Origin of the sequence: Microcoleus sp. F10-B2 (assembly GCF_036704965.1) — a bacterium.
In the GTDB taxonomy this organism is placed as follows: Bacteria; Cyanobacteriota; Cyanobacteriia; order Cyanobacteriales; family Microcoleaceae; genus Microcoleus.
In genome coordinates this window covers 26543-51376 of sequence record NZ_JAUBTB010000031.1, presented here as the reverse complement: position 1 = coordinate 51376, position 24834 = coordinate 26543, and the positions used below count along the sequence as shown (strand labels likewise).

Genomic DNA, 24834 nt, shown 5'->3' with positions numbered 1-24834 from the left:
CTTAATTCGTAGGTGCGCACTGCGCACCTTACTAAATTAATCTATGGTAAAATCAACATCAAGGAGTGAAGACAGTCGAAAAATTGCGAAAAATTTATGTGTCTCAATTTAGGGCAAGTTCTGCGCGATCGCTATCAAATTATCGCTCAATTAGGTCAGGGAGGTTTTGCTAGAACTTATACGGCTAACGACTTTATAGGCAGCCCCGGAAATCCCCTGTGCGTCGTCAAGGAAATTCCGCCGCCTCAATCGAGCGATCGGCGACTGTTGGAGGAAGCACAACAGCAATTTGAAAAAGAAGCTAAAACCCTGAAGTATGTCGATAAGTGTCTGCGGATTCCCAAGTTAATCGATCGCTTTCAAGAAAATGGAAAATTTTACTTAATTCAAGAATACATTGAAGGAGATCCGCTGAACAAAGAACTCGCTGGCGGCAAAAAGTTAGGGGAAAAGCAAGTCATTGATTTATTGCTGGAGATTTTAGAAATTTTAGATTGTGTCCACTCTCAAGGTATTATTCACCGCGATATTAAACCATCAAACTTAATCCGGCGCAAGCTTGACGGCAAAATTGCGGTAATAGATTTTGGAGCAGTAAAAGCGATCGGCAGTTTGGCGATCGAGTCTGGTAACATAACTCAAACTCGCGCAGTTGGTACAGAGGGTTATATGCCTGCCGAACAGTGGAAAAATCAGCCAAGATTCAACAGCGATATCTATGCTGCAGGAATCATCGGCATTCAAGCGATCGCCGGTTTAGATATTGAGGATTTTTTTAATCATAAAAAAACTGGCGAACTTGTCTGGCACTACTCAAGTGACGATTGCCCGATGCTGCAAATTAGCGACAGCCTGAAAAAAGTCTTGAATAAAATGGTGCGCTACCACTTCAACGATCGCTATCAATCTGCTGCTGAGGTATTGGGGGACTTGCGATCGCTAACAGAATCCCCGCAGCCGCCGAAACGCAGGTGGTTTGAGCGATCGATCTTTTACTTGCCACCCTTAGCAGTTGCAGGAATTGCAGCGGGACTGCTAGCCCCTAGTTTGTTACGCGCGATTAAACCTCCAACTTGTCCTTTAATTCAAGGAGATGCTTTAAGTTGCGGCGAAGAAATCCTAGTCAAAACTGCTGCACCTCGCTTAAAGCAAAAAGGAGTTGAGGAATTTGGCAAATCAAATTATCAAGCTGCTTTTAATTTATTCAAAAAATCCTGGAAGGAAGAAGACAGCATCGATCTCGAAACTTTGATTTACATGAACAATGCTTGGTTGAAAGCGAACAATGCCGAGAGTTACACAATTGCTATTGCCGTTCCCATATTGAAAAATCGGGATGGTTCTGTAATGAATGCAGATTCTGCCAAAGAACTGTTGCGCGGCATCGCCCAAGCCCAAACTCAAGTAAATTTGGAACTTATCCGTAAAAATGGCAGCAGTAACGATTTTCCCGGTCAAGATTTTCTAGCAGGCAAAGCGATTAAGGGCAAAGGTCTGACAGTTGTCATTGCTGACGATTCAAATCTCGAAACCGAGGCAATTAAAACAGCAAATACTCTGGTGAAACAGCCGGATATTTTAGGATTAGTCGGTCACTATGCCAGCGAGATGACGGTAGCGTCCGTAGATATTTACGATCGAAATAACTTGGTGCTGGTTTCTCCGGGAAGCACGACTGACGAACTGACAGAAAACCACAGAAAAGTTTTTTTTCGCATCTCCTATTCTACCAAGTTTTCCTCTAAACTTTTAGCAGATTATTTGCTAAATACAGGTTTCAAAAAAGCAGCAGTGTTATACAATCCAGGCAGTTCGTCAAGTTCTTATTTGACGCGGGCTTTTAACAAGTATTTTCAAGAAAAACAAGGTAAAATTGTCAAAATCCGCGAGTTCAATTTATCTAATAGCAATTTCAACCCCCAAAAAGCCTTAAAGGAAATCCAGCAAACAGGAAAAACTGCGATCGTTCTGGCTCCCGACGGTCAAGTTACTAATTCATTAAGCAACTCGATCGAACTTGTTAAAGCAAATCAAAATCGCAGTTCGATCGTGGGGCGCTGGGTAATGTACAAACCGCAAACATTAGAAGCAGCAAGCCAGCTAAAATCTTCGGAAAAATTAGTCCTATCTGTTCCTTGGCATCCCTCAAGCAGCCCCAACCAAGAATTTCCCCAACAAGCTCAAAAGTTGTGGAGGGGAATCATAAATACCGATACCGCCTTAGCTTACGATGCGGCTGCGGCACTGATTAAAGCAATGGAAATGCAGCAGCAGCCCAGCCGCGAAGGAATGCAGAAAACTCTTGCATATCCGAATTTTAAAGTAGAAGGAGGAACGGGAGTTATTAAGTTTGGAAAAGATGGCGAGCGGCAAAATCCCCCGATCGAATTAGTGCATATTGTCAAGTGTCCGAAACAGCAATTCGGTCTGGCCTTTGTTCCTGTCAAATATCCCACAGCCACTTCGGCTGGTTTAAAGTGCGATTGACTTAATTTTTATTTTGACTAATGATTAATGACTGATGACTAATTATAACTTGCCCTTTGCCATTGCCCACTGCATCAAACCGGGGAACAACCGATAAGCTTCCGAGGCAAAAAAAGCAGGGCCGACGGTAACTTCTGCACGCTGATTTTTCACAGCATCCCAGATAGCTTGAGCAATATCTTCTGGTTTAGTTGCCCACTCAGATTTCACCATTTTGCTCATTTGCTGACGGCGCAATTCGACTGCGGGTTCGTCTCGATCGCGAAATTGAGCTCTTTCTAAAAAATCGCTGTTAATCAAGCCCGGATGCACGGCGCAAACGTGAATACCTTGAGGCGCTAATTCCAATCGCAAAGTTTCTGTTAAACCCGTTACTGCATATTTGCTGGCGCAATAAGCAGTCATTTGAGGCAAAGGCATTTTGCCGCCAATGGAACCAACATTGACTATTGTCCCTGTTTTTCGTTCCAAAAAATGTGGCAAAATTTCTTGAATTGTGTTAACGCATCCCCAAAAGTTGGTATTCATTAATTGCTGCCAGTCTTCGGAGGTAGTGCGATCGATCGCCCCCGCGAGACAAATGCCGGCATTGTTAACCAAAACATTGATGCTGCCGCAGGCATCTAGGGCTTTTTGGACGATCGCGCGCACTTGTTGAATGTCGCCAACATCCCCCGCAATAGCAACAGCGGAAGTGCCTTCTCGCTGCACTTGAGCCGCTGCTGCTGCCAATCTCTCTGGCTGGCGAGCTACCATAATTACATCGTAACCTTTACTGGCAAATAAAATTGCTGTTGCTTTGCCGCTTCCTTGAGAAGCGCCTGTAATCAAAACTGTAGGAGCCATAGATAGTTATAAATTTTAAGTGGGTAATTGGTTTTTTGCGATATTCAAACTATAACAGAGGTCAATCGATTTGAGATTTGAGATTTGAGATTTGAGATTAAATAATTGAAGCATTGACCCTACGGATAAATTCGGGGGTTCCTTTATCGGATACAGGTTTTTTATTTCTCCACGGATGAATCCGGGGGCTTGTATCCTGGATGCTTTCGGTCAGGTAATTTTAGGGGCGATCTAGATTAATAATTATTGAGGATAGGAATTATTTGTACTTCGGGAATGGGCTTTTTTTTTACGAACCGCGAAGGCGCGAAGAACACGAAGGAAGAGAGGAGAAGAAGAGAATAGAAAATATTCATAATTTGTGCGAAAATTGCTTTGTAAATTTTCCCAATGCCCTGTTTGGCCAATGCCCAATGCCTAAAAAATGAATCTTCCGAAACAAGCACCTAATTGGTCGATCGCCCTAGTGTTAATTATCGGCGTTTTAGCCGTCTCAACTTCCTCAATCTTAATTCGGCTGGCTAACTTTTCAGCAGGGGCGGGCGGTTTGGGTTTCAGTCTGGTACTCGCGGCCTCTCGCCTGACTTTATCTGCTTTAATTGTGCTTCCGGCTTGGCGGAAAATTCAGTGGAACGCCCTGCAACCGGGAGCTCGGCGCTATGCTGCTGCTGCGGGTTTGTGTCTCGCCCTGCACTTTGCCCTTTGGATTACCTCACTTTCTTATACTTCGATCGCCGCCTCGACAGCCCTCGTCACCACTAATCCTGTCTGGGTAGCGCTGTTGTCGCGCTTCTGGTTCGGGGAAAAACTCAGCAAAATGTCGATCGCTGGCATTACTATAGCCCTGGCTGGGGGAATGGCGATCGCCCTTGGAAGCGCGGGCGCAGCCAATGCTGGCAGCAGCCAACTGCTGGGCGATTTCCTGGCTATGGCTGGTTCCTGGGCTGTCAGCTTGTATTTGCTGCTGGGCAGGGAAGCTCAGCGGCGGGGACTGGGAATTGGTGGCTATGTCGCGATCGCCTATACTGTTGCTGCGATCGTCCTGCTGCCTCTCCCCTTCGCCTTCGGCACTACTTATACTAATTACCCCGACATTGTATATTTTTATATTTTGCTAACGGCCGCCTTGCCTCAGTTAGTCGGTCACACCATTTTGAACTGGGCTGTAGTGCAGATTTCCCCAACTCTGGTAACTCTTGCCATCTTGTTTGAACCGGTTGGGGCGAGTTGTTTGGGTTATTTGCTGTTTGGGGAAGTGCCGGCCTCGGCGGTACTCGCAGGTGCTGCGGTGCTGCTGTTGGGGGTAGCAACCGCTACCGTAGGAGCCAAAAAAATCACAGTCAACAGTTAATATTTAACTTTTTTCAGCATTGCCACTACAGTTGCCGTGAGTCAGAATAAAACAGATTAGGGCTTAAAAACCCAAATAACTCGTCAGTTAAATATCGGTTCCAAACTACAGCACTTTTGCGCTTGTTTGTAAGGTATATAGAAAGCCCTTGTAGGGACGCGGCAATGCCTTGTCCCTAGGGGGATCTACCGATCCCAGGTGTACTTCATAAACTTGCAATCTGCTGTATCAAATGTCTGACTAATGACTAATGACTAATGATACTCGGGTGCCTTTCGGAGAATAAAATTATGCTGCCAGAACAACTACAGCGCATCATCGGGTACTTTCTCGAAGAAGCCGCAGAACACATCCAAATCATCGAACAAGGCTTGCAGGGCCTGCAAAACACTGTGCCGGCTTCCCACAGGATGCACCAGCTCATTCGAGCCTCGCACTCGATTAAAGGGGGAGCCGCTATGCTCGGATTTAGCAGCATTCAGCGAATTGCCCATCGGTTGGAGGATTATTTAAAACTGCTCAGAGAATGTCCGATCGCCATTGATAGCAGGCTGCAATCGCTATTAACCCAAGTTTTTGATATTTTAGCAGCCCTCGTTTCCAAGGTTTCTAAGGGTTTTGGGCTCAACAACGAAGACGCAAACCAAATGCTCTCCGTCGCCGAACCGATTTTTGAGGAACTCGACGCTTACCTGAGAGTGCTCATTCCCACTCGCCTGAGTGTCAGGGCTAACACCGATGAACACATTCACGTTTTCTCCGGTTACTGCACCTCCTCGGAGGAATTTTCCTCCGCGATTGCTTCGCGCGTCGGTTTGCTGGGAGGCACTATTACCCGCCACGAACACGAAGGCGAGGGCATACGCCTTTGTATTGACATTTACTTGCCGCCTTATAGCAGGATTGAAAACATCCGCCAAGCTGTCGAACTTTCAGGCGCTGCGATCGGGACTGTTCAGACGCACCGCGATTTTTCGCTACTGCCGAGTGGAGATTATCCGGTTTACCAAAGTGCGATCGAACGTCCCGCAATTTGCGCCGGATGCCGCTACTATTACGGCAGAAGCGACGGCGGCTATCGGCTCAACTGCACCATCCATCCCCGCGGCCCAGAAAAAGAAGAAGACTGTCGCGATCGCGAACCGGAATAACCGCTGAAAACTCAGACTTGGGAAGTACGATTTGGCACCAGAACAACTTTCTTCTCAAACCAATATTTTCCCTCAAACCTTTGACATTAACCCCTGCCAAATTATTTTTGCGTTCCTACATAACTAAATCCTTCTTCCTTCTGAAACCTCCCCTAAAAACTGATACCGCAACTCGAATTAATTGCATCATGCTTGCAGGATGAGCGATCGCCCAGACATTGATTGTCAGACAAGTGATTGCCATAACTAGCAAGATGTATGTCGGAGGCATTACTACCCCGATCGCGAACCAGGTAAAAACGTGAAATATCATTGCTGTAGCCCAAAGGCTGGCCACCACCACAGAGGCCCAAACTTGCATTCGAGGTCGGTTTAGTCCTGTCAAAATTGCTGTCTGCAAAGTAGTCAGCAAGTTTGCCGGAACTAAGAAGGCACAGATAGCTATGCAGTAGGTATGAGAAAATTCTGTAACTGTATTGAAGTCGATCATCAGTCTAATTGTCGGGCCTGTTGGATATACTTAAAGAGCTTAGCGTGACTTGACTTTCAGATCTTGTCACCCTTACCTTAACTTAATATTTTCGTCAGTAGGCCGCTCTGGAGACGCATTTCTCTTCCCCTTTTCCTGCTGGCAAAATCTTACCACAAATATTAAACTTTTGGGAAATTCTTAAACATACTTGAAGAATGGCAACAATTGCTATGATAATTAACATCGGGAAGCGATAGTATATAAGAGCCTAGTCGGTAAAATTTCTAGAAGGCTGAGGCGGCTTGAACAGCAACACATAGGGCAGGCTGATTTTCGACTTAATCATTTTTGATGCGCTGATTCTCGGATGATTGATTCTCAGTGTCCGTCCAGGGATCGATCAGTTATGCGATCGAACAATATGAGATTATTATGGAAAAGCTAATTTGCTCTCAAATCTCAAATCATTAGAACCCTCTCGACATTTTACAGCGGAAGACAAAGAAAATGGATCTACAAATCACAATTCCCGCACTCGAAGAAGTTGACTTGACAAACTGCGACAGAGAACCCATTCACATATCGGGGCACATTCAGCCGCACGGGGTGCTACTTGTTGTACGAGAACCTGAACTAGAAATACTGCAAGCCAGCGAAAATACGCAAGATTTGTTAGGAGTCGAGGCGGCAAGTGCGATCGGTCGAAATTTGAGCTTATTCTTCAATCGAGTTCAACTAAAAAAACTCAAGCTTTGTTTGTGTAATGAAAACTTAAAAACCGTTAATCCCATTAAACTCTCTGTCATAAACAAAGGTAAATATTTAGAATTTGACTGCATCCTCCACCGAGTAGAAGAAGTATTGATGGTCGAGTTGGAATTAGCCACAAACCCAGAAAATCTTTCTGTTTTTAGTTTTTATCATTCAGTGAGAGCCACTATCAGCAAAATTCAAAGCGCCCAAAATCTCAAGGAATTATCTCAAATAACTGTAGAACAAGTCAGAAAAATATCTGGTTTTGATAGAGTGATGGTCTATCAATTTGACCGCGAAGGCAACGGCGCTGTGATCGCTGAAGACAAAGCAGAAATGCTGAGTCCTTTCTTAGGATTAAACTACCCAAGTTCAGATATCCCCAAACAAGCCAGACAACTGTATACGTTAAATTGGCTGAGGTTAATCCCAGATATTAATTATCAACCCGTCCCCCTTGTTTCAGCAAACAATCATGTCACCACCCAGCCCACCGACCTCAGTTTCAGCGTGTTGAGAAGCGTTTCTCACATTCACATAGAATACCTGCAAAATATGGGCGTTGCAGCTTCGATGTCAATCTCATTAATCAAAGATAAAAAACTGTGGGGATTGATTGCTTGTCACAACTATACACCAAAATACCTCAACTATGAATTGCGCGCCGCCTGCGAATTTATCGGGCAAGTAATGTCCTTAGAACTGCAATCCAAAGAAGGAAACGAAGACTACGACTACAAACTACACTTAAAATCCATTCAAACCAAGATTTTTGAAGACATATCCACGTCCGAAAACTTGTCAGAAGTGTTAATTAAATGTCAGCATAATTTGCTAGAAGCAGTCAACGCCCAGGGAGCAGCAATAGTATTTGGAGACAATTGCTATCAAGTAGGGCAAACACCTCAAGGAGAAGCGCTCAAATACTTAACTAATTGGGTGCAAGAGCATTTAAATAAAGAAATATTTTATACAGACTCGCTGACAAAATGCTATCCAGAAGCTGAGGAATTTAAAGACACGGCCAGCGGGTGTTTGGCCATAGCAATATCGCCGACTCAGCAAATATACGTTTTGTGGTTTCGCCCGGAAGTAATTAAGACAGTAAATTGGGCGGGCAACCCCAACAAACCAGTTCAAATAGAGGAAGATGGCAGCCATCGACTGTCTCCTCGGAAATCCTTCGAGCTGTGGAAAGAAAATGTAAGGTACAAATCGTTGCCTTGGAAAAAATGCGAAATAGACGCTGCATTGGAACTGAAAACAGCAATGATTAATATCGTGCTACGCCAAGTAGCCAAACTAGAAAAATTAAATAGAGCACTAGAAGAATCAGTCGCCAGAGAACGCGAAAAAACTGCTCATTTAAAAACAGCGATGTCCGAGCTTAAGCGGGCGCAAACTCAATTGGTGCAAAGCGAAAGAATGTCAAGTTTGGGACAGTTAGTGTCGGCGGTTGCTTATGAAGTCACTAACCCGATTAACTTCATCTACGGAAATCTTAGCTATGCTAATGAATACAGTCAAAAAATGATCGATTTATTGCAGCTTTACGACCAGCACTATCCCTCGCCTTCGCCAGAAATTCAAGCACAAATAGAAGCAGTAGAATTAGAGTTTATAGTTGAAGACTTACCGAAGTTGCTGGGTTCAATGAAAGTAGGAGCTAACCGCATCCGCGAGATAGTTCAGTCGCTGCGAAACTTCTCTAGAATTGACGAAGCAGACATTAAACCAGTTGACATTCACGACGGATTGGACAGCGCTTTGTTGATTTTGAGCAACCGACTCAAACCGAAGCCCGATCGCCCAGCAATTCATCTCATCAAAAAATATGGCTCTCTGCCTTTGGTTGAGTGTTACCCAGTTCAAATCAACCAAGTATTTATGAATGTACTGACAAATGCAATTGATGCTCTCGAAGATGCGTTTGTCAACAATAATTTATCGTCGCACTGCGGGGACAAAGAAGAGGCAGTCAAGTGCGGACAAATTCGGATCGTGACTGAAATTTGTCCGGGAGAAAAAGCCGTAGCAGTTCGGATCGAGGACAACGGTTGGGGCATGACCCAAACAGTTCGCCAGAAAATATTTGAGCCGTTTTTTACCACAAAACCTGTGGGCAAAGGTGCGGGGATAGGTTTGACGATTAGCCACGAAATTGTGGTGGAACAACACGGCGGCAAATTGACTTGCATTTCAGCCCCCGGAGAGGGAACCGAGTTTATTATTGAGATTCCCTTGAACCAAACTCATCCTAAACCCACTGTCAAGTGAAAAAAAGTCCGCGCGAACGAAGCTATCCCGAAAGTAGGGAATCGACCAAATTCAAAAATCGAAAATTCGATTAAAATACAAAAGCAGCTAAGTAGATTTGAGCCAATTCAGAGGAAGCTAGTATGACTGAAAAAAAAACCGCCCAATGGGATGCCGGCCGGTTTCTCAAAACCTTGGCTTATTTCGGCGTCATTCCCTTCATTGGCAGCATTAGCTGGCTGCAACAACTCTTTGGAAGCAGCAGCAAAACTAAAAAAGACCAACCCAAACTGATACTGGTAGCCGGTGCCACCGGCGGCGTCGGGAAGCGAGTTGTCAAGCGGCTGCAACAGCGGGGATATAGAGTACGCTGCCTCGTCAGAGATGCTAAAAGAGCAACAGAAATTCTCGGCAAAAATGTCGAGTTAGTCGAAGGAGATATCACTCTGCCAGAAACCCTAACACCGCTAGTAACCGAGGGCGTAGAAGCGGTTATCTGCTGTACAGGTACTAAAGTTCAACCGATAGAAGGAGACACCCCAACGCGGGAAAAATACTATCAAGGCATCAAATTTTATATGCCTGAAGTTGTGGATGTTCCCGAAATAGTCGAATACAAAGGCATCAATAATTTAGTGCAAGCTGTTCGCCGCCAGCTAATTCAAGCAGGCGAAAAAACAATTTTTGACTTCACAAAACCCAGCCAAGATTTAAAAGAAACTTGGGGGGCCCTCGACGACATCGTGATGGGCGGCACGAGCGAAAGTTCGATCGTACTTACAGACAATACAGCTATCTTCACAGGGAATGTTTCTACTGCAAACTCGGGCGGCTTTGCTTCGGTGCGTACCCGCAACTTCGATCCTCCGCTTAATCTCGCAGGATTTAGCGGCCTCCAACTGCGCGTCAAAGGAGACGGCAAGCGCTACAAATTGATTGTTCGCAGCGAAGCTAAATGGGATGGAATTGGCTATTGCTATTCGTTTGATACTGTTTACAATATCTGGATTACTGTCACCGTTCCCTTTGATAAGTTAATTCCAGTATTCCGCGCCAAAACTGTTAAGGATGGCTCTAAATTTGATGCCAGCAGTATTTTTTCTTTTCAGTTAATGTTGAGCAAATTTGAATATGACGGCGCGTTAAACCCGAAATTTACACCGGGTCTTTTTCAACTGGAGTTAGAATCTGTTAAAGCTGATGGGGGACAGAATTTGCCGCGATTTGTGATGGTGAGTTCGGCAGGAGTTACCCGCCCGGGCCGCCCGGGAATTAACTTGGAAGAAGAACCGCCTGCTGTCAGGATGAATGATATGTTGGGGGGAATTTTGACTTGGAAGTTGAAAGGGGAAGATTGCGTGCGATCGAGCGGCATACCTTATACTGTTGTCAGACCTTGCGCTTTGACTGAAGAACCCGGAGGCAAAGCTTTAATATTTGAGCAAGGAGACAATATTAGGGGTAAAGTCAGTCGGGAAGATATTGCAGAATTGTGCGTGGAGGCTTTGGAACAACCGCAAGCTTGCAACGTTACTTTTGAGGTGAAAGAGGGGGAAAATGCCACTTCTCCCGGAGACTGGCAGGGTTTGTTTTCTGGAGTTAAATAACATATAGCACTTCTTAGTAAAATGGGGTACGCTTGGTGATTTATAACTGGTTCCCAGGCTAGGCCTGGGAATCAATGTCCAGAGGCTCTGCCTCGCTTGTTAGTAGGAAAATTGGAGGCAGAGCCTCCGGATATGCGTTACCAGGCAGAGCCTGTTAACGAGTAAACGAGTAAAATTACCAATTACCAATTACTATGTCTGTGACTTTTTCCCGACGCTATTTGACGCCTTATTTGTTTTTACTTCCGGCTTTATTTATTTTGAGTTTGACTGTTTTGTGGCCGGCGGTGCAAGCTTTTTATTTGAGTTTTACCAATTACGAATATGATTTAACTCAAATGCCGCAGTGGGTGGGGTTGAAGAATTTTTACAGGTTGTGGGGCGATCGCACATTTTGGCAAACTTTGACGAATACGCTGCTGTATCTCACCTGCGTTGTGCCTGTATTGGTTGTTGTGCCGTTGGGAATGGCGATTTTGTGCAACCAAAAACTTAAGGGGATGAACTGGTTTCGAGCCGCATACTACACGCCGGCGGTGATTTCCATGGTTGTCGCCGGGATTGCTTGGAAGTGGCTGTTTGCTGAGACTGGACTGCTGAATCAGTTGGGGGAATTGTTGGGTTTACCTCCTGTTTCTTGGCTGGCTAATCCGAAGTTAGCAATCTTTAGCGTCATGGCAGTTACTATCTGGAAAGGATTGGGTTATTACATGGTGATTTATTTGGCTGGGCTGCAAGCTATTCCGGCAGAACTTTATGAGGCGGCTGCTATTGATGGTTCTGAGGGTTTGGGAAAGCACTGGGATATTACTGTGCCGCTGATGAAGCCTTATTTAGTTTTAGTTGCGGTAATTTCGGCGATTTCTGCTACTAAGGTTTTTGAAGAAGTTTATATTATGACTCAGGGCGGGCCTCGTAATAGTTCTAAGACTGTTGTTTATTATCTGTACGAACGGGCTTTTAATGATTTGGAAATTGGCTACGCTTGTACGATCGGGCTGGTTTTGTTTTTGCTAATTTTGGGTTTGTCGATTTTGCAAGTTAGCCTTCAGAGTTTGACTCGCAATGATTAAGATGTATTACTGATTAGGACTGACGCAATCGGGGCTTCATAAACTCGGTTTGACGTGAATATAGTCCTGAACCTGTACGGTCAGAAACCGGGTTTTTTTACGACAATTCTGCATTGTCGCCCACAGATTCGGTAAAAAACCCGGTTTCTTTGGTCTTAATGGGTAAGTTCTGGAATCTCGAAGTAATGCGATCGCTCACGGCTTTGGGCAGGTCTTATTGGCGAAATCACAGCTATAAATATAGGGTTTCTGCCAGTTCAGAGGAATTTCTAATAAATCCCTGGTTCCGGTCATTCCCTGTCCCAGAAAGAGCAGCACAGCGATCGAGTTCAAGATCACGTGGATAGTGCGCCAGCGATTTGAGCGGTCTTTGTAAATGTCTTGAATGATGGCAAGGGAGAAAACCATAATTAGCGCAGCGGTGATGCCAATATAGTAGTGAGACCAATACCATTCATTGGTTCGCCGATAAACGCCTTCTTGAGTGCCAAGAATCACCAAACCAGTACCTGTTAGGGTCGCAAATATGCCGCGCCATAAAGCGGGTGTAGCTCGATATAGCATGACCAAAGAGGCGATAGTTGCAACAAACATCAGCACAATGAAAATGACCTGAAAGGAGTTTTTGCTCCAAACATCCTTGCTCAAAATATGCTCAAAAATCGGGTAGGCTAGACCCAACAACGTCACTCCTATCACAGAACCTGACAGAATTCGACCTGCTTTGACGTGTTCTGGACCGACTACAGGTGGAATTTTGCTCTTGATGTCGATCGCAATTTGCTTGCGACGCTGCATAGTTTGCCACGCCATATTGAGAACAATACCAAGCATAGGAAAAACAATCGCTACAGCTAAAATAGGATGAACTAAAGCCATAAAATCTTTAAATTCCATACAGCACCTTTTCGTTCTTAAAGTTGATAAAACTAAACTTTTGAGATTTTCACGAAATCGATCGCCCGATCGCGGTCAAACAAAACCCGAGGCTTCAATAAAATCCCAAATAGCAGGAAGAGAGACTTTAACTCGCCAGGAGCGCAAGGGCGTTTCCATTGACCCGGACGACAAAACAACATCTCCACCAAACATCGATGTTGGGGCAGAGCCAATTTGTCAAAACGGATGTGTACCGAGGGAAATTCATTACTAAAATCAACCTTAGTTATCTGTCCTGGTAGCCTCAAATTATCTTCCATAATTTTGAGGGTGACTGGGAGCGTTTCTCCTGAAGTAAGTGAAGGGAATCCGGCTTGAGTCATCTCTACATGAATCCCCACTTCAGAAATGAAAGTAGTAACGCCCCACATAACTTTTCCATCAACTGCCAGCCGTACCAATCGACGCAAATCGAACCATTCATACCGATCGGATTTAGGAGCGTCTAACAATATTAACAGCGTGATGCTGATAATTAAAAGGTTGTAGGCGCTCCAAATCCAACCAATCCCCAATCCTTTAAGCTGCTGGATGATTTCAGGCTCTGAGGCGTTCATCTGAACTTGAATCAAACAGGTTCCCAAAACGTGCCACAGACCGATCGCATTTGGAATAAATAATAGCAGCAACGGTAGCGCTAACTTCCAGTTGAAGGAAAAGCGATCGCTCACAGTGCCTTTGGCTGTGACGTTAAATCCTTTGGAGAAGGGAAACAGCATCACCTGAATGATGGTCAGAACCAGCGGGAACGCTAGTACCAGTGAGTAAATATCAGACAGTAATGCCGATCGCGATCGATGATTCAACCAGGAGAAAACCGCTAACTGCACTAAATAATAGGGCAGAAAAAAGTACAACATTTCTGGAACACTGGCTCGGATCGGAATCACTCCCAAGAAGGAATAAGCTAAGGGCATCAATAGAAAGCCTATGCGCGGAATGCTGCTAAACCAATTCAGGAGTCCTTCTAAATGGGCGAGTCGCTGAAGGGGGTTTAGTCCGGGGATAGTAAGGGGATTGGAATCAATAAAAAAAGCTTGTAAAGTTCCCCGGGCCCAGCGCAGGCGTTGAGTGGCGTAAGCAGAAATATTTTCAGCAGCCAAACCAGCGCTGAGTTTTTCATTGAGATATACCAAGCGATAGCCTTTAGCAGAGAGTTGAATGCCGGTGAAATAATCCTCACTAAGAGATTCGGTGACAAATCCTCCGGCGTGTTCTAAGGCGCTGCGTCTCACAACAAAGGAGGTTCCCGAACAAACTACACTGCCGGCACCATCTTTGAGCGGTTCAATTTGGCGATAAAAAACCTCTTCTTCCGGGGTGATAACGTTATCTAAGCCTAAGTTACGGGCGATGGGGTCAGCATTGTAATAACTTTGAGGCGTTTGAACCAGGGCCACTGTGGGATCTTGGCAGAAACCAACGGTGCGAATCAGAAAGTTTTTAGTAGGGATAAAGTCGGCATCAAATACAACTATCAACTCTCCTCGAATATAAGCTAAGGCATGATTCAAATTCCCTGCTTTCGCATGAAAATTATTAGGTCTAGTGATGTATTCACACCCTAATTCCTCTGCAAGTTGCCGGATTTCTTCACGCCGGGTGTCATCGAGCAGATATATTTTTTTATTGGCATATTCGAGGGCTTGACAACCAATTACCGTGCGTTTGAGAATATAGGCAGGCTCATTATAAGTGGGAATCAAAATGTCAACCGATGGCGTGAATCGACCCTCGACCACATCGATCGCCAACCGATTGGCTTCACTCCGGCGATCCTTTACCCACAACATCAAAAATAACTGAAGGATATTGGTAAGCAAGAGGAAAATTTCTAGAAGAAACAACCCAATGCTAAAGACTCCATCTAATGGAGCGGATACATTTAAGGTTGTGAGCGATCGCCACAGCAGATAACGCATCACCAACATCAACAAAATTCCCACAACTACAACCCGCGACCAGGTTCGGGGTACGGGCGAAACCCTCATAATTAGCAGGGAAATCGCCAGCAGAGCGATCGTAGGTGTTAGCAAATACTCCCCCATTACCATCGGCACTTGCAGCCACATGGGAGGATGATTTTGCATTGCTTGGAGTTGGGCAAATAGACGATCGAGAGTGCCGTTACCGGAAAACCAAGCAGCGACGAGTCCACCCGCTAACATAACTGAAGCTAACATGACGATGGTGGCGATCGGTATTCGGTTTCTGGGGATACTATCTCGATGATGAAAGCCCAAATAATTAAGCCATGAAGTCATAATTTTGTTTCAGCAAATTCTATAAATTGGCGCCACAGGCAAGATGCCTGTGCCACCAGAGCTCAAATTTGTTGTGGGGTGGGCGTCCCGCCCGCCCTAAGCAGCTACAGGCAAGATGCCTGTGCCACCAGAGCTCAAATTTGTTGTGGGGTGTCCCGCCCGCCCTAAGCAGCTACAGGCAAGATGCCTGTGCCACCAGACAGTTTCTTGTGGGGTGTCCCGCCCGCCCTAAGTTATATTTGAGCTTAGCGGAACAGTTCTTTGTTATTCAGAATAGCGGGCCAATTTTTGTTTCCTAAAGCAATGTGACCAGGGATATCCCCCATCCACTGTGCTTGTACTGTTTTATCGTAGTTGAGATAAAGCTTCCCATTAACGATTTTCCAGGCGTCAGGCTGGCTGACAACAAGATGCCCTTCACTGGTTCCCTGGGCGCAATATCCACCGTATTGAGGAGCATACTTTTCAGGATTTTTAGCAAACATATCACGGTTTGCTGCACTAGCAAACATCCAAGTTGTTCCACCCCAATTATGTTTAAATTGGCTAACTCCCATAACTAATTTGCTTTGGGTGAAATAGGCTACGACATCCTGACCATCAAGAGCCATACCTTTTTCCGTGTAGAATTGAGGATGAACGGTTGCTGTGCTGGTTTTGCCCGCACAAGGATTGGCTTTACCCGCGCAAGGATTGGCTTTACCCGCACAAGGATTGGCTTTACCAGCACAAGGATTTTCTTTACCCGCACAAGGATTGGCTTTACCCGCACAAGGATTGGCTTTACCCGCACAAGGATTGGCTTTACCAGCGCAAGGATTGGCTTTACCCGCACAAGGATTGGCTTTACCAGCACAAGGATTGGATTGTGCAACCTTGGATGAAACTGTTGTAGAGTTTGAGTTTGTTGAAGCCTTGAAGTTGCCGTAGCTAACATTAGTTGTTACCAAACCTAGAATGGTGGCAATGGCGATCGTGGTAATGTATTTTACTTTCATGTGTCTAATTTCCCGATAAATTGTTAGTAATTCCACGCCAGATGTTTGCTTGAGAGTTCTTGCTTTCTGGGAATTATGCTGGCTTGTTTTTGTCCTCAAGACTTGAGGTTATTTGTATTAACGCTCAAGAAAATGAGTGCTAGATGAGGAAGAGATGGATGGGAGATAAAACTCTGAATACTTTATACACCACTTTCTTCAGCAAAAATTCATCTGGAAATTAGGAACGCATCATCTAGTTACCCCGAATGTCTTATAGAGTGGAGATTAATCCTGACTATCTTTTAGTAGTGCAGTAATTTAACCGCGAGTTGAGAAATTATGACAGGAAAAGACTGGTTAGTGACTGATGATGGACAGTGCAATATTTTTGAGGCTACAAGTCAAATTGAAGATTTGACCCATCCCTACCGACTTTACCGCTTTTTAACTGACTTGGAAGATGTATTAGAGCAAATTAGTGATGATTATTTACGACTCCAGGCAATTTGTCCCCTTGTTCGCAGGTTGTTAGATAGTTCTTCCTGGTTTCAAATTGCTTTCATCGAGCCTGACTCTGAGACAGGCTGGGCAGTACAAACCCTTTATGATGAACCATTTTTTCCTCTGACGGTGCAGTTGGTGGCTTGGGCTCCGGGTGCAGTTTCTCCCATTCACAATCATGCGAGTTGGGGATTGGTGGCGCTACTTGATGGACAGGAGAAAAATACTTTTTGGCAGCGATCGCCAACTCGCAACTTTCCCGATAAAATTACAACAGTGGGAGATATTTTGCTTGCTCCTGGTGACGTTTTGTGCTTAATGCCAGATGCGATTCATCATGTGGAAGCACTGGGAGATCGACCAACCATTAGTTTTAATCTTTATGGTGTAACAGATTACGATCGACGATTTGAGTTTGATCGGATTAAAGGTACTGCGGAAAACTTTTAAGGGTGCATTCTAATGATTTTTTTGATCTATAGTCCTGGACGCACTCATACCAAAGAAACCGGGTTTTTTAGCGAATCTCCGGGCTATAACGAAGGATTTTCGTAAAAAAACCCGGTTTCTGACCGCACAGTGCGTTCAGGAATAATCTAGTTAGAATTTTTACTAATTTTAATGCTTAATTATCCTCACTACCTGACGATATAATGAAGCTAATTCGCCAAGTAAGAGCCGCTATCAACCATCTCGCGGGCAAGCGAATTTCCACCTCTTCGCTTCAGTTTCGCCTGACGCTGGAATTGCTGGTGCTCTCGATTTTAGCACTGAGCAGTGTGGCATTTTGGGCCGGCTGGCAAAGGTCGCAAAATCTAGTCGGCGCTCATAAAAAAACTCTGGAATACATTGGAATACGCTTTCCCGAACAAGTTGAGCTTTATAGTGAAATGGGTTCACTAGAAATTGGCTTAACCCGAAGCGTGCATAAAGCTTCCACAGGAGGAATCATGGTGTGGGTGAAGCGAAATGATGGGATGCTTTTGGTAAATTCTCCTGATATGGATCTGCAATCTTCTAAGATTACGAAGATGATCTCGTTGACGGAAGTACCTGCTGAGCCGACTTTTGTTGAGGTGGGCGATCGCTATTTGGTGATCTGTAGTAGAACTCTGAGGATAAAAAATGAGTTACTGGGTACGGTATATTTCTCTCAAGATATCACTGATGAGCAACGTCAATTAAATGATGGGATTCGCAGTCTAATTGTTGTCAGTATTGTGGTAATCTTAGTGTTAATGTTGGCGATCGCCAGTCGCATTCGTCATGCTCTCCATCCTTTGGAACATATGAGTCAGGTAGCTAGCACTTTGTCTGCTGATAATTTGCAGGCGGCAAAACTCCAACTGCATCAGGCTCCTGATGAGATTTTAGGACTAGCGCAAACCTTTAATGAGATGTTGTTTCGATTGTCTGGTTCCTGGGAGCAGCAACGCCAATTTGTCGGTAATGTTTCCCACGAATTACGCACTCCTCTGACGGTTGTAGTTGGTTATTTACAAAGTTTGCTGCGACGCAGCACTAACTTAAGTGACTATCAGCAACAAGCACTGGAAACAGCCGTTGGGGAAACTGAACGCACGATTCGGATGTTAGAAGATTTGCTCGATTTAGCAAGGGCTGATAGTGGCAACTTGCACTTTCGTTTGAATCCGGTGATATTGAATACTCTGGTGGCTGAGGTAGCCCAGATGAGTCAAAAAGTTAGCAATCGAAAAATTATTTTGGTGTCAAATGATGAGGATGTTGTAGCCTGTGCGGATCAGGATCGTTTACAACAAGTGTTAATTAACTTAGTCGATAATGCCATCAAGTATTCCGCTCCCGAACAACCAGTTGAGTTAGTCTTAGAAAAGAGGGAACAGCAGGTGATGATTCATGTGGGCGATCGCGGAATTGGTATTTCTCTCCCCCATCAAAACCGGATTTTTGAGCGGTTTTACCGGGTGGATGAGTCAATGACGCGCTCTAGAGACGGTACGGGGTTGGGATTGGCGATCGCCAAAAGCCTGATCGAAGGCATGGAAGGACGTATTACGCTCCGATCTAAACCGGGAGAAGGTAGTATTTTTACTATCACCTTACCTGTCTGGAATCCGCAGCTATGAGCGATCGTATTCTCCTTGTTGAAGATGACCCTAAACTGGCAAAGTTCATCGAATCTGAACTTATTCTTGAAGGATATCACGTCACTGTCGCCCCAAATGGATTGGATGGATTAACGATCGCTCGTGATGCTCAACCGGATTTATTAATTTTAGATTGGATGCTTCCCGGTATCTCTGGATTAGACATCTGTTTAAGGTTGCGATCGACTGGTGTTCAAGTACCAATAATTATGTTAACAGCAAAAGATGAAGTACCCGATCGCGTGACGGGATTAAATGCTGGAGCCGATGATTATGTTACTAAGCCTTTCAGTATGGAAGAACTCCTCGCGAGAGTAAAAGCACGTCTGCGCCGCACTCAACCCAATGACCCGGAAAAATTACAATTTGAAGACCTAATTTTGAACGGTTTAACCCGTGAAGTATATCGAGGCAGTCAACTAATTGAACTCACTGCCAAAGAGTTTGATTTGTTAGAATTTATGCTGCAAAATCCCCGTCAAGTCATTACCCGCGACCGAATTTTAGAAAAAGTTTGGGGTTACGATTTTATGGGAGAGTCAAACATTATTGAAGTGTATATTCGGGCGTTACGGATTAAGCTAGAAGTAAGCAACTCAAAACGCCTGCTGCATACGGTTCGGGGAGTTGGATACGTGTTGCGAGAGCAAAAGTGATGAGGGGAGGATTTACAAATACTTGGCAGATTAAGGGATGAGAATTAAATAAAATCCACTTTTCATGACTGTTGTGGGATGGGCGTCCCGCCCGTCCCCGATAGACTGGCTACGAGAGCCCATCCCACAAGAAAAAAGGGAAATTATTTAATTGAATATCCTAAGTATGGATACTGGTGAACCCGCTCCTATTATACTACCTATTTTTTTGTACCAAATAGACCTATAAATCCGGTCGTTCCTGATAATCTTCCGCAGAACTCGGGTCTAATTCCCACCGACTTTCATCTCGACGTTCAAGCATATTTGTTGTGTGCAAAATAGCCCCATCGGCCATCTCTATGCCCGCAGCGGCTCCGAGTTCGTCAACAATATCCAGGTCGGGAGTAGGCGTGGTTCCGCCCACCGATTGCTCGCCAGTGGCACTTTCTTGTTCCGCAGCCGGATCGCCATCCTCGCCGCCGATTCGGGAACTGGTGGCAGAGTATTCCGAACTGCTGTCCTGCAGGGTTGTTATGTCGTCTTGGCTCAATCCCGGTCGATCGATGACGCCGGTACCGTAAGATTCGGTAATTTCTTGAGGCAATTCGCCCAAATTATCGCGTTCTGTTGTTTTTTTTGCGTTGCCTTTTTTTTGCTGTGCCACGATACTTGCTCCTGTTTGTTTTTGAACTCAATTAAATTAAAAATGTCCGAATTTGGCTTTAACTGAATTGTTTTTAGTAATTGCCGATGGCTATAATTAAGTGGTATCCTAATTGCTATTTAAGCTTTTAGCTTCTATCTCAGGAAATATATTGATTCGGCTCAGCTATTTCATTGGGAATACAAAAAGCGATCGCCCTTTGGAAATGGGCGATCGCTTTTTAATGGGGAGGCTAATTCTATTCGGGAAAATCAGGGATTACCCATTTGGGGGGTTCCATCCGTTTCCTTCTCACCGCTTCCTCTGCTATTTCTAGCATTTTATCCAGAGAAGTATTTTCAATAAAATTGGACGTTGCTTCTGCGTATTCCCGCTTCGGGCACTTGTCGCCCAGAACGCAGCCATTGACGCAAGCTACAGCACAATCGACAGTGTTCTCCACCATAACTTTTTCCTTTCACGGTTCCAACAACTAATAGGCAGATACTCTGGGTTAATTTGTCAAGAGACTGCTCTATATCTTTATTTTACTTCACAAATTGTCATCAAAGGTCGATCGCCACCGCAAAACTGTTATAAAATCAAAGCAACCTACCTAATCTGCCGATCGTGAACAATTTTCTGCGGCGCTTAAAACTTTTACCTTGGCGAGAAATGCTGCAAATTGCCGCCCTCGTCAACTCAATCGTGATTGGACTAGAGCTATTTTTAGCCTGGGGTTTCACGCAATCGCGGCCAATCCGCAACGGGGTGACGCTTCTTTACGGTTCCTCCCTCGGGATATTGATACCTTTTGCAGCAGCAGTGGGAATGGGAGCTTTAGCAGTGTACTTTTTAGAGTATTGGCAACAACAATTTTTGCTCAACCGAATTAGTTTGTGGGTTTTAGTTTTGTGCCTGCTCTTGGGTTTGGTTTTAAAATCATTCCTACCCATACCTGCTTCTTTAGCAAGTTTATCAGAAACTGCACTAATAGGAATTACGGTGGGAGTTTTTTGGAAGGGCCGGCCTTATTGGCGATAGTCATGCCATTTTAGATTTTAGATTTTAGATTTTAGATTGGCTATGGCTGATGAAGATTCGGGTTTCGAGCTTGTCTACAGTTGTATTCTTTTTTGACAATAGTATCATTAGTCAGCGGTCATTGATTATTAGTCTATATGTAGGGTGCGCAATGCGCACCTGACCGCTTAAATCAAGAAATTTCCTCTTCTTTCTCCCCTCTTTCTTATTCCTTCCATCCGTTAAATCCGTTACAGAATCCGTTGCCGAACTTCTTCCTTCTTATGGCAGCCAAAAATCGGGAATAAAAGTTTTAGTCAAACTGCGAGTAAACTGATTAATCTTTCTCCCGATTTGAATGTGCTGTTCGTCAGCTTCCACGGGAATAATTGCCGCTTTGTTTCCGATTCCAAAACGCGAAATTACCAAATTTGCCGCCTCCAAACCAGTAACATAAGCCTTTTCCTGCGACCAAGAACCGTGACGGGTCACAACCCAATCGCCGCTCATGAATAGATTATCATAACTTGTTACCGCAGGCAACAAATATTGATAGCTGCCAGGGGCAAAATGCGTCACCGCCCGCGACAGCCGAATCGCGCTGCTGTCAATTACTTTTGCCTCCCGAAAAGCGGGAATGCAAGTCGCTAAATCCCGCTGAACTAGGGAAACAATTTCCTCATCTTTCATGGGAATTAATTGATTTGCGTGATAAAAGTCAGCTTCGACAACTGTTCCCGGTTCGGATCGGAATTCGTCGTGCAAAGCATTCAAATCAAAAAACGTCCAACCTGTAGTTGAACTAAATCCAAAACAGGCATTAGAAGGCAGCGGAATGTCAATTTTTCGGTCAAACCACAGGCGAACAGCTAACACGTCCACTGCACCCAAATTCATCGCGTCCCGAAACTCTTGGCGGCTTTGCAAAGCTGGACTGCTGCTGATAATTTTTTGCATTCCCGTGACGCCAACTGCAAAAATAACTGCATCTGCCTCGAAGGTTTTGTCGCCGCAAACAACGCCAGTTGCTTGATTGTTGCTGTCAACAATCAAATCAGTAACTCGTTGGTTTGTCAATACTTTTGCACCGAGTTTTTCCAGGCGATCGACCCAGGGGCGAAATATTTTTTCTCCGACAGTTCCGCGACACCAAACTACATCAAAATCCGGTTGGTGGGCTAAAATGAAATAATAAAGCATTCCCAAAGCTGCGGCGGCAGAACATTGTTCTCCTGGTGCAAATAAACCTACTAATAACATCGGTTCAAAAGCATCGCGGTACAGCCTTGCAGAAACGCCAAACTGTTTGAACAATTCGCGGGCCGTGACGCGATCGTACCTGCGCCAAGCTTCGTCGGAATTGTCGAAATCTAGGACGGCGTAGAGTAAGGGCAAGGCTGAAAGCCGATCGACTAATGGCAGCCTTTTAAATCTGGTGTAAAGAAAGGTTCCTAACGGTGTGGGAAGTCGCGGTTCGTCCTGAAAAATTGGCGATTCTACTTCCAATCCGGCGGGTGAATACTGACAAGAACGAGTCCAAGGCGTGAAGGGATCGAGTCCTAATTGCTTGACTAAGGAAAAGATGTTTTTGTAGGGATACCAGAAGCCATGAATGCCTGCTTCTACGGAACGCCCGCCGGCGGTTTTCCACCCTGCAACTAAGCCACCCGGATAAGGGCCAGCTTCTAACAGGGTGACATCATAGCCTTGCTGGGCTAGGTGATAGGTAGCGCCTAAACCGGCCCATCCTGCACCGACGATGACTATTTTTGGGGTTGACGATTCTGCTGACATTGCGTACCTCTTGATAATTTATTAATGATGACATAATTCATAAAATGCGGATTTGATATAAAATGTGTTGCATTATGTGCTAAATTTGGCTTGAGTGAATAATGAGTGTCAAAAACCGCCAGCAAACTAACCTGTTGCTGCTCTTATTTCCCGCTACGGCATGGCTGATGGTTTTCTTCATTTTGCCAGTGCTAATTGTACTTTTGTACAGTTTCTTAGAACGCGGTACTTACGGCGGCGTTACTTGGATATTTACTCTCAGCAACTACCAGCGTTTGTTCAGCGGGCTTTTCTTAGGAGTAATTGGGCGATCGCTCTGGCTGGCTTTTCTGACAACAGCCGCTTGCTTGTTAGTTGGCTATCCCCTAGCATTCTTCATCGCCACCCGTTCTCCTCGCTGGCGAAATGCTTTGCTTTTGCTGGTAATTATTCCATTTTGGACTAATTTTTTAGTGAGAACCTACGCCTGGATCATACTCTTACGCAGCGAAGGAGTAGTGAACACAGCCCTGCAAAGCCTGCAAATTATTAGCGAACCGTTAAACTTGCTTTTTACGCCTTTCGCTGTGGCGATCGGTCTTATTTACGGCTATTTACCTTTCATGGTTCTGCCTTTATATTCTAGCATAGAACGCTTCAATTTTTCATTGGTAGAAGCGGCTCACGATTTAGGGGCAAATGACATCCGCACTTTTTTGCGCGTATTTTTACCATTAACAACTCGCGGCATTGTTGCAGGCTCTATTTTGGTTTTTGTTCCCGCAGTCGGCGCTTTTATTACACCGGATATATTGGGCGGTTCTAAAACAGTTATGGTGGGAAATTTGATTCAAAATCAGTTTATGAAAGCCCGCGACTGGCCTTTTGGATCGGCGCTTTCTATGCTGTTGACGGTAATCATATTGATTCCTGTGTTAATTTACTTCCGCGTGTCTGACGAAACTTAAACAGGTAGATTGAGATTTACAGTTGGGTGGGGGCGGGTTTATGAGATTATTGGTCTTAGGCACAGATTGTCTGTAAAACCTGCCCCTACAGGCGAACCTATTTTTGACTAATGACTAAACTAGATTTACTCGTGCGGGCGATCGGCAAAAAGTGGCTTTGGGTACAAGCTACACTAGCATTTGCCTTTCTTTACTTGCCAATTCTCATCTTAATTATTTACTCCTTTAACGCCTCCCGATTCAATGCCGTTTGGCGCGGCTTTACCCTCGATTGGTACCGCAGTTTGTTTAGCAATGCAGGCGGGACGATTGCTACGAGTAGTAGCGCCGGAATCTTGACAGCCCTCAACAACAGCTTGCTAATTGCAGCTATTTCGACTTTGCTGGCAACCGTTTTTGGTACAACGATCGCGCTAGCATTGGAACGATTTCATTTCCCCGGGCGCAAAGCAGTAGAAGCTTTACTGTTTTTGCCGATTATCATGCCCGAAATTACGATCGGCATTTCGCTGCTAGTTTTCTTTACCCTAGTATTTCGGATCGTAGAAAATCTCACGGGAATTCGCCTCAATCTCGGCTTACCTACCGTAATTATCGGTCACGTTGTCTTTAATATTTCCTTTGTGACTATTACTGTCAGGGCGCGTTTGGCGGAACTCGATCCGATATTAGAACAAGCAGCTTTTGACTTAGGCGCTAACGAATGGCGGGCTTTTTGGCGCATCACTTTCCCTTTAATTGGGCCCGCTATTTTCAGCGCGGCACTGCTGGCTTTTACTCTGTCGCTGGACGATTTTGTCGTGACATTCTTTACCACCGGCGTCGGTTCGGTGACGCTGCCACTATTTGTTTACGGCATGATAAAATTTGCAGTAACGCCAGCGATTAATGCCATTTCAACTTTGATGTTGTTCGCTTCCTTATTGCTGGTTTTATCATCGTTAAAAGCTCAGAAAAGTTAAAAACTTTGCTTTCTGTGT

20 protein-coding genes are annotated in these 24834 nt (G+C 44.8%); 12 read left to right on the top strand and 8 right to left on the bottom strand.

Annotated features, from left to right (window positions below; all coding sequences use genetic code 11):
• The first annotated feature begins 96 nt into the window (after positions 1 to 96).
• Positions 97 to 2487, top strand: a complete 2391-nt coding sequence (locus QUA99_RS14165) for a bifunctional serine/threonine-protein kinase/ABC transporter substrate-binding protein (protein ID WP_333237514.1) — start codon at positions 97 to 99, stop codon at positions 2485 to 2487.
• Between the two features lie 42 nt (positions 2488 to 2529).
• Here QUA99_RS14165 and QUA99_RS14160 read toward each other — a convergent pair whose 3' ends face one another.
• On the bottom strand, positions 2530 to 3333 hold the full coding sequence (locus tag QUA99_RS14160; protein ID WP_333237511.1) for an SDR family oxidoreductase: 804 nt from the start codon (positions 3331 to 3333) through the stop codon (positions 2530 to 2532).
• A gap of 424 nt (positions 3334 to 3757) precedes the next feature.
• On the opposite strand from QUA99_RS14160, the gene QUA99_RS14155 reads away from it, so the two are divergent.
• Both QUA99_RS14155 and QUA99_RS14150 read left to right on the top strand, forming a co-directional pair.
• Positions 3758 to 4684, top strand: coding sequence for a DMT family transporter (locus tag QUA99_RS14155; protein WP_333237507.1), 927 nt, complete (start codon positions 3758 to 3760; stop codon positions 4682 to 4684).
• A 290-nt stretch (positions 4685 to 4974) separates the two neighbouring features.
• Positions 4975 to 5835: an Hpt domain-containing protein gene (locus QUA99_RS14150; RefSeq protein ID WP_333237505.1), complete on the top strand. Its 861-nt coding sequence runs from the start codon at positions 4975 to 4977 to the stop codon at positions 5833 to 5835.
• A 115-nt stretch (positions 5836 to 5950) separates the two neighbouring features.
• Here the strand turns inward: QUA99_RS14150 and QUA99_RS14145 are convergent, their stop codons facing one another.
• Complete coding sequence (locus QUA99_RS14145) at positions 5951 to 6325, bottom strand: hypothetical protein (RefSeq protein ID WP_333237503.1); 375 nt, start codon at positions 6323 to 6325, stop codon at positions 5951 to 5953.
• A 489-nt stretch (positions 6326 to 6814) separates the two neighbouring features.
• Here QUA99_RS14145 and QUA99_RS14140 point away from each other — a divergent pair, with 489 nt between their 5' ends.
• The 3 genes from QUA99_RS14140 (at position 6815) to QUA99_RS14130 (ending at position 11996) form a co-directional block, all read left to right on the top strand.
• Positions 6815 to 9337, top strand: a complete 2523-nt coding sequence (locus QUA99_RS14140; RefSeq protein ID WP_333237500.1) for an ATP-binding protein — start codon at positions 6815 to 6817, stop codon at positions 9335 to 9337.
• 122 nt (positions 9338 to 9459) lie between these two features.
• A complete protein-coding gene (locus QUA99_RS14135) occupies positions 9460 to 10923 on the top strand; it encodes a CIA30 family protein (protein ID WP_333237498.1) in 1464 nt (487 codons plus the stop codon).
• 194 nt (positions 10924 to 11117) lie between these two features.
• Positions 11118 to 11996 carry a sugar ABC transporter permease gene (locus tag QUA99_RS14130; RefSeq protein ID WP_333237495.1) on the top strand — a complete coding sequence of 293 codons (879 nt, stop codon included), beginning with the start codon at positions 11118 to 11120 and terminating at the stop codon, positions 11994 to 11996.
• 195 nt (positions 11997 to 12191) lie between these two features.
• Here QUA99_RS14130 and QUA99_RS14125 read toward each other — a convergent pair whose 3' ends face one another.
• From QUA99_RS14125 to QUA99_RS14115, 3 genes are all read right to left on the bottom strand, one after another.
• Positions 12192 to 12893 (bottom strand): DUF4079 domain-containing protein, encoded by a 702-nt coding sequence (locus QUA99_RS14125; protein ID WP_333237493.1) that lies wholly within the window; start codon positions 12891 to 12893, stop codon positions 12192 to 12194.
• 32 nt (positions 12894 to 12925) lie between these two features.
• Positions 12926 to 15199, bottom strand: coding sequence for a glycosyltransferase (locus tag QUA99_RS14120; protein ID WP_333237491.1), 2274 nt, complete (start codon positions 15197 to 15199; stop codon positions 12926 to 12928).
• Between the two features lie 245 nt (positions 15200 to 15444).
• Positions 15445 to 16197, bottom strand: coding sequence for a YHS domain-containing (seleno)protein (locus QUA99_RS14115; protein ID WP_333237489.1), 753 nt, complete (start codon positions 16195 to 16197; stop codon positions 15445 to 15447).
• Between the two features lie 321 nt (positions 16198 to 16518).
• Between QUA99_RS14115 and QUA99_RS14110 the strand changes: the two genes are divergently transcribed.
• The 3 genes from QUA99_RS14110 (at position 16519) to QUA99_RS14100 (ending at position 19465) form a co-directional block, all read left to right on the top strand.
• Positions 16519 to 17130, top strand: coding sequence for a cupin (locus tag QUA99_RS14110; protein ID WP_333237486.1), 612 nt, complete (start codon positions 16519 to 16521; stop codon positions 17128 to 17130).
• A gap of 203 nt (positions 17131 to 17333) precedes the next feature.
• Complete coding sequence (locus tag QUA99_RS14105; RefSeq protein ID WP_333237484.1) at positions 17334 to 18788, top strand: HAMP domain-containing sensor histidine kinase; 1455 nt, start codon at positions 17334 to 17336, stop codon at positions 18786 to 18788.
• Entirely contained in the window at positions 18785 to 19465 is a 681-nt protein-coding gene (locus QUA99_RS14100; RefSeq protein ID WP_333237483.1) for a response regulator transcription factor, read from the top strand. Before QUA99_RS14105 ends, QUA99_RS14100 begins: the two co-directional genes overlap by 4 nt.
• A gap of 223 nt (positions 19466 to 19688) precedes the next feature.
• Here the strand turns inward: QUA99_RS14100 and QUA99_RS14095 are convergent, their stop codons facing one another.
• Together QUA99_RS14095 and QUA99_RS14090 are read right to left on the bottom strand one after the other, a co-directional pair.
• On the bottom strand, positions 19689 to 20111 hold the full coding sequence (locus QUA99_RS14095; RefSeq protein WP_333237481.1) for a DUF6335 family protein: 423 nt from the start codon (positions 20109 to 20111) through the stop codon (positions 19689 to 19691).
• A gap of 238 nt (positions 20112 to 20349) precedes the next feature.
• A complete protein-coding gene (locus QUA99_RS14090) occupies positions 20350 to 20556 on the bottom strand; it encodes a hypothetical protein (protein ID WP_190734170.1) in 207 nt (68 codons plus the stop codon).
• Between the two features lie 164 nt (positions 20557 to 20720).
• Between QUA99_RS14090 and QUA99_RS14085 the strand changes: the two genes are divergently transcribed.
• A complete protein-coding gene (locus tag QUA99_RS14085) occupies positions 20721 to 21134 on the top strand; it encodes a peptide chain release factor 1 (RefSeq protein WP_333237479.1) in 414 nt (137 codons plus the stop codon).
• Between the two features lie 261 nt (positions 21135 to 21395).
• Here QUA99_RS14085 and QUA99_RS14080 read toward each other — a convergent pair whose 3' ends face one another.
• A complete protein-coding gene (locus QUA99_RS14080) occupies positions 21396 to 22907 on the bottom strand; it encodes an FAD-dependent oxidoreductase (protein WP_333237477.1) in 1512 nt (503 codons plus the stop codon).
• A 101-nt stretch (positions 22908 to 23008) separates the two neighbouring features.
• On the opposite strand from QUA99_RS14080, the gene QUA99_RS14075 reads away from it, so the two are divergent.
• Together QUA99_RS14075 and QUA99_RS14070 are read left to right on the top strand one after the other, a co-directional pair.
• Positions 23009 to 23854: an ABC transporter permease gene (locus tag QUA99_RS14075; RefSeq protein ID WP_333237475.1), complete on the top strand. Its 846-nt coding sequence runs from the start codon at positions 23009 to 23011 to the stop codon at positions 23852 to 23854.
• A 110-nt stretch (positions 23855 to 23964) separates the two neighbouring features.
• Complete coding sequence (locus tag QUA99_RS14070; protein ID WP_333237473.1) at positions 23965 to 24816, top strand: ABC transporter permease; 852 nt, start codon at positions 23965 to 23967, stop codon at positions 24814 to 24816.
• Positions 24817 to 24834 lie beyond the last annotated feature (18 nt).

Bases quoted from the DNA above. Each gene is read 5' to 3' on its own strand.
- QUA99_RS14165 (WP_333237514.1), top strand. From the start codon at position 97: ATGTGTCTCAATTTAGGGCAAGTTCTGCGCGATCGCTATCAAATTATC.
- QUA99_RS14160 (WP_333237511.1), bottom strand. From the start codon at position 3,333: ATGGCTCCTACAGTTTTGATTACAGGCGCTTCTCAAGGAAGCGGCAAA.
- QUA99_RS14155 (WP_333237507.1), top strand. From the start codon at position 3,758: ATGAATCTTCCGAAACAAGCACCTAATTGGTCGATCGCCCTAGTGTTA.
- QUA99_RS14150 (WP_333237505.1), top strand. From the start codon at position 4,975: ATGCTGCCAGAACAACTACAGCGCATCATCGGGTACTTTCTCGAAGAA.
- QUA99_RS14145 (WP_333237503.1), bottom strand. From the start codon at position 6,325: ATGATCGACTTCAATACAGTTACAGAATTTTCTCATACCTACTGCATA.
- QUA99_RS14140 (WP_333237500.1), top strand. From the start codon at position 6,815: ATGGATCTACAAATCACAATTCCCGCACTCGAAGAAGTTGACTTGACA.
- QUA99_RS14135 (WP_333237498.1), top strand. From the start codon at position 9,460: ATGACTGAAAAAAAAACCGCCCAATGGGATGCCGGCCGGTTTCTCAAA.
- QUA99_RS14130 (WP_333237495.1), top strand. From the start codon at position 11,118: ATGTCTGTGACTTTTTCCCGACGCTATTTGACGCCTTATTTGTTTTTA.
- QUA99_RS14125 (WP_333237493.1), bottom strand. From the start codon at position 12,893: ATGGAATTTAAAGATTTTATGGCTTTAGTTCATCCTATTTTAGCTGTA.
- QUA99_RS14120 (WP_333237491.1), bottom strand. From the start codon at position 15,199: ATGACTTCATGGCTTAATTATTTGGGCTTTCATCATCGAGATAGTATC.
- QUA99_RS14115 (WP_333237489.1), bottom strand. From the start codon at position 16,197: ATGAAAGTAAAATACATTACCACGATCGCCATTGCCACCATTCTAGGT.
- QUA99_RS14110 (WP_333237486.1), top strand. From the start codon at position 16,519: ATGACAGGAAAAGACTGGTTAGTGACTGATGATGGACAGTGCAATATT.
- QUA99_RS14105 (WP_333237484.1), top strand. From the start codon at position 17,334: ATGAAGCTAATTCGCCAAGTAAGAGCCGCTATCAACCATCTCGCGGGC.
- QUA99_RS14100 (WP_333237483.1), top strand. From the start codon at position 18,785: ATGAGCGATCGTATTCTCCTTGTTGAAGATGACCCTAAACTGGCAAAG.
- QUA99_RS14090 (WP_190734170.1), bottom strand. From the start codon at position 20,556: ATGGTGGAGAACACTGTCGATTGTGCTGTAGCTTGCGTCAATGGCTGC.
- QUA99_RS14080 (WP_333237477.1), bottom strand. From the start codon at position 22,907: ATGTCAGCAGAATCGTCAACCCCAAAAATAGTCATCGTCGGTGCAGGA.
- QUA99_RS14075 (WP_333237475.1), top strand. From the start codon at position 23,009: ATGAGTGTCAAAAACCGCCAGCAAACTAACCTGTTGCTGCTCTTATTT.
- QUA99_RS14070 (WP_333237473.1), top strand. From the start codon at position 23,965: ATGACTAAACTAGATTTACTCGTGCGGGCGATCGGCAAAAAGTGGCTT.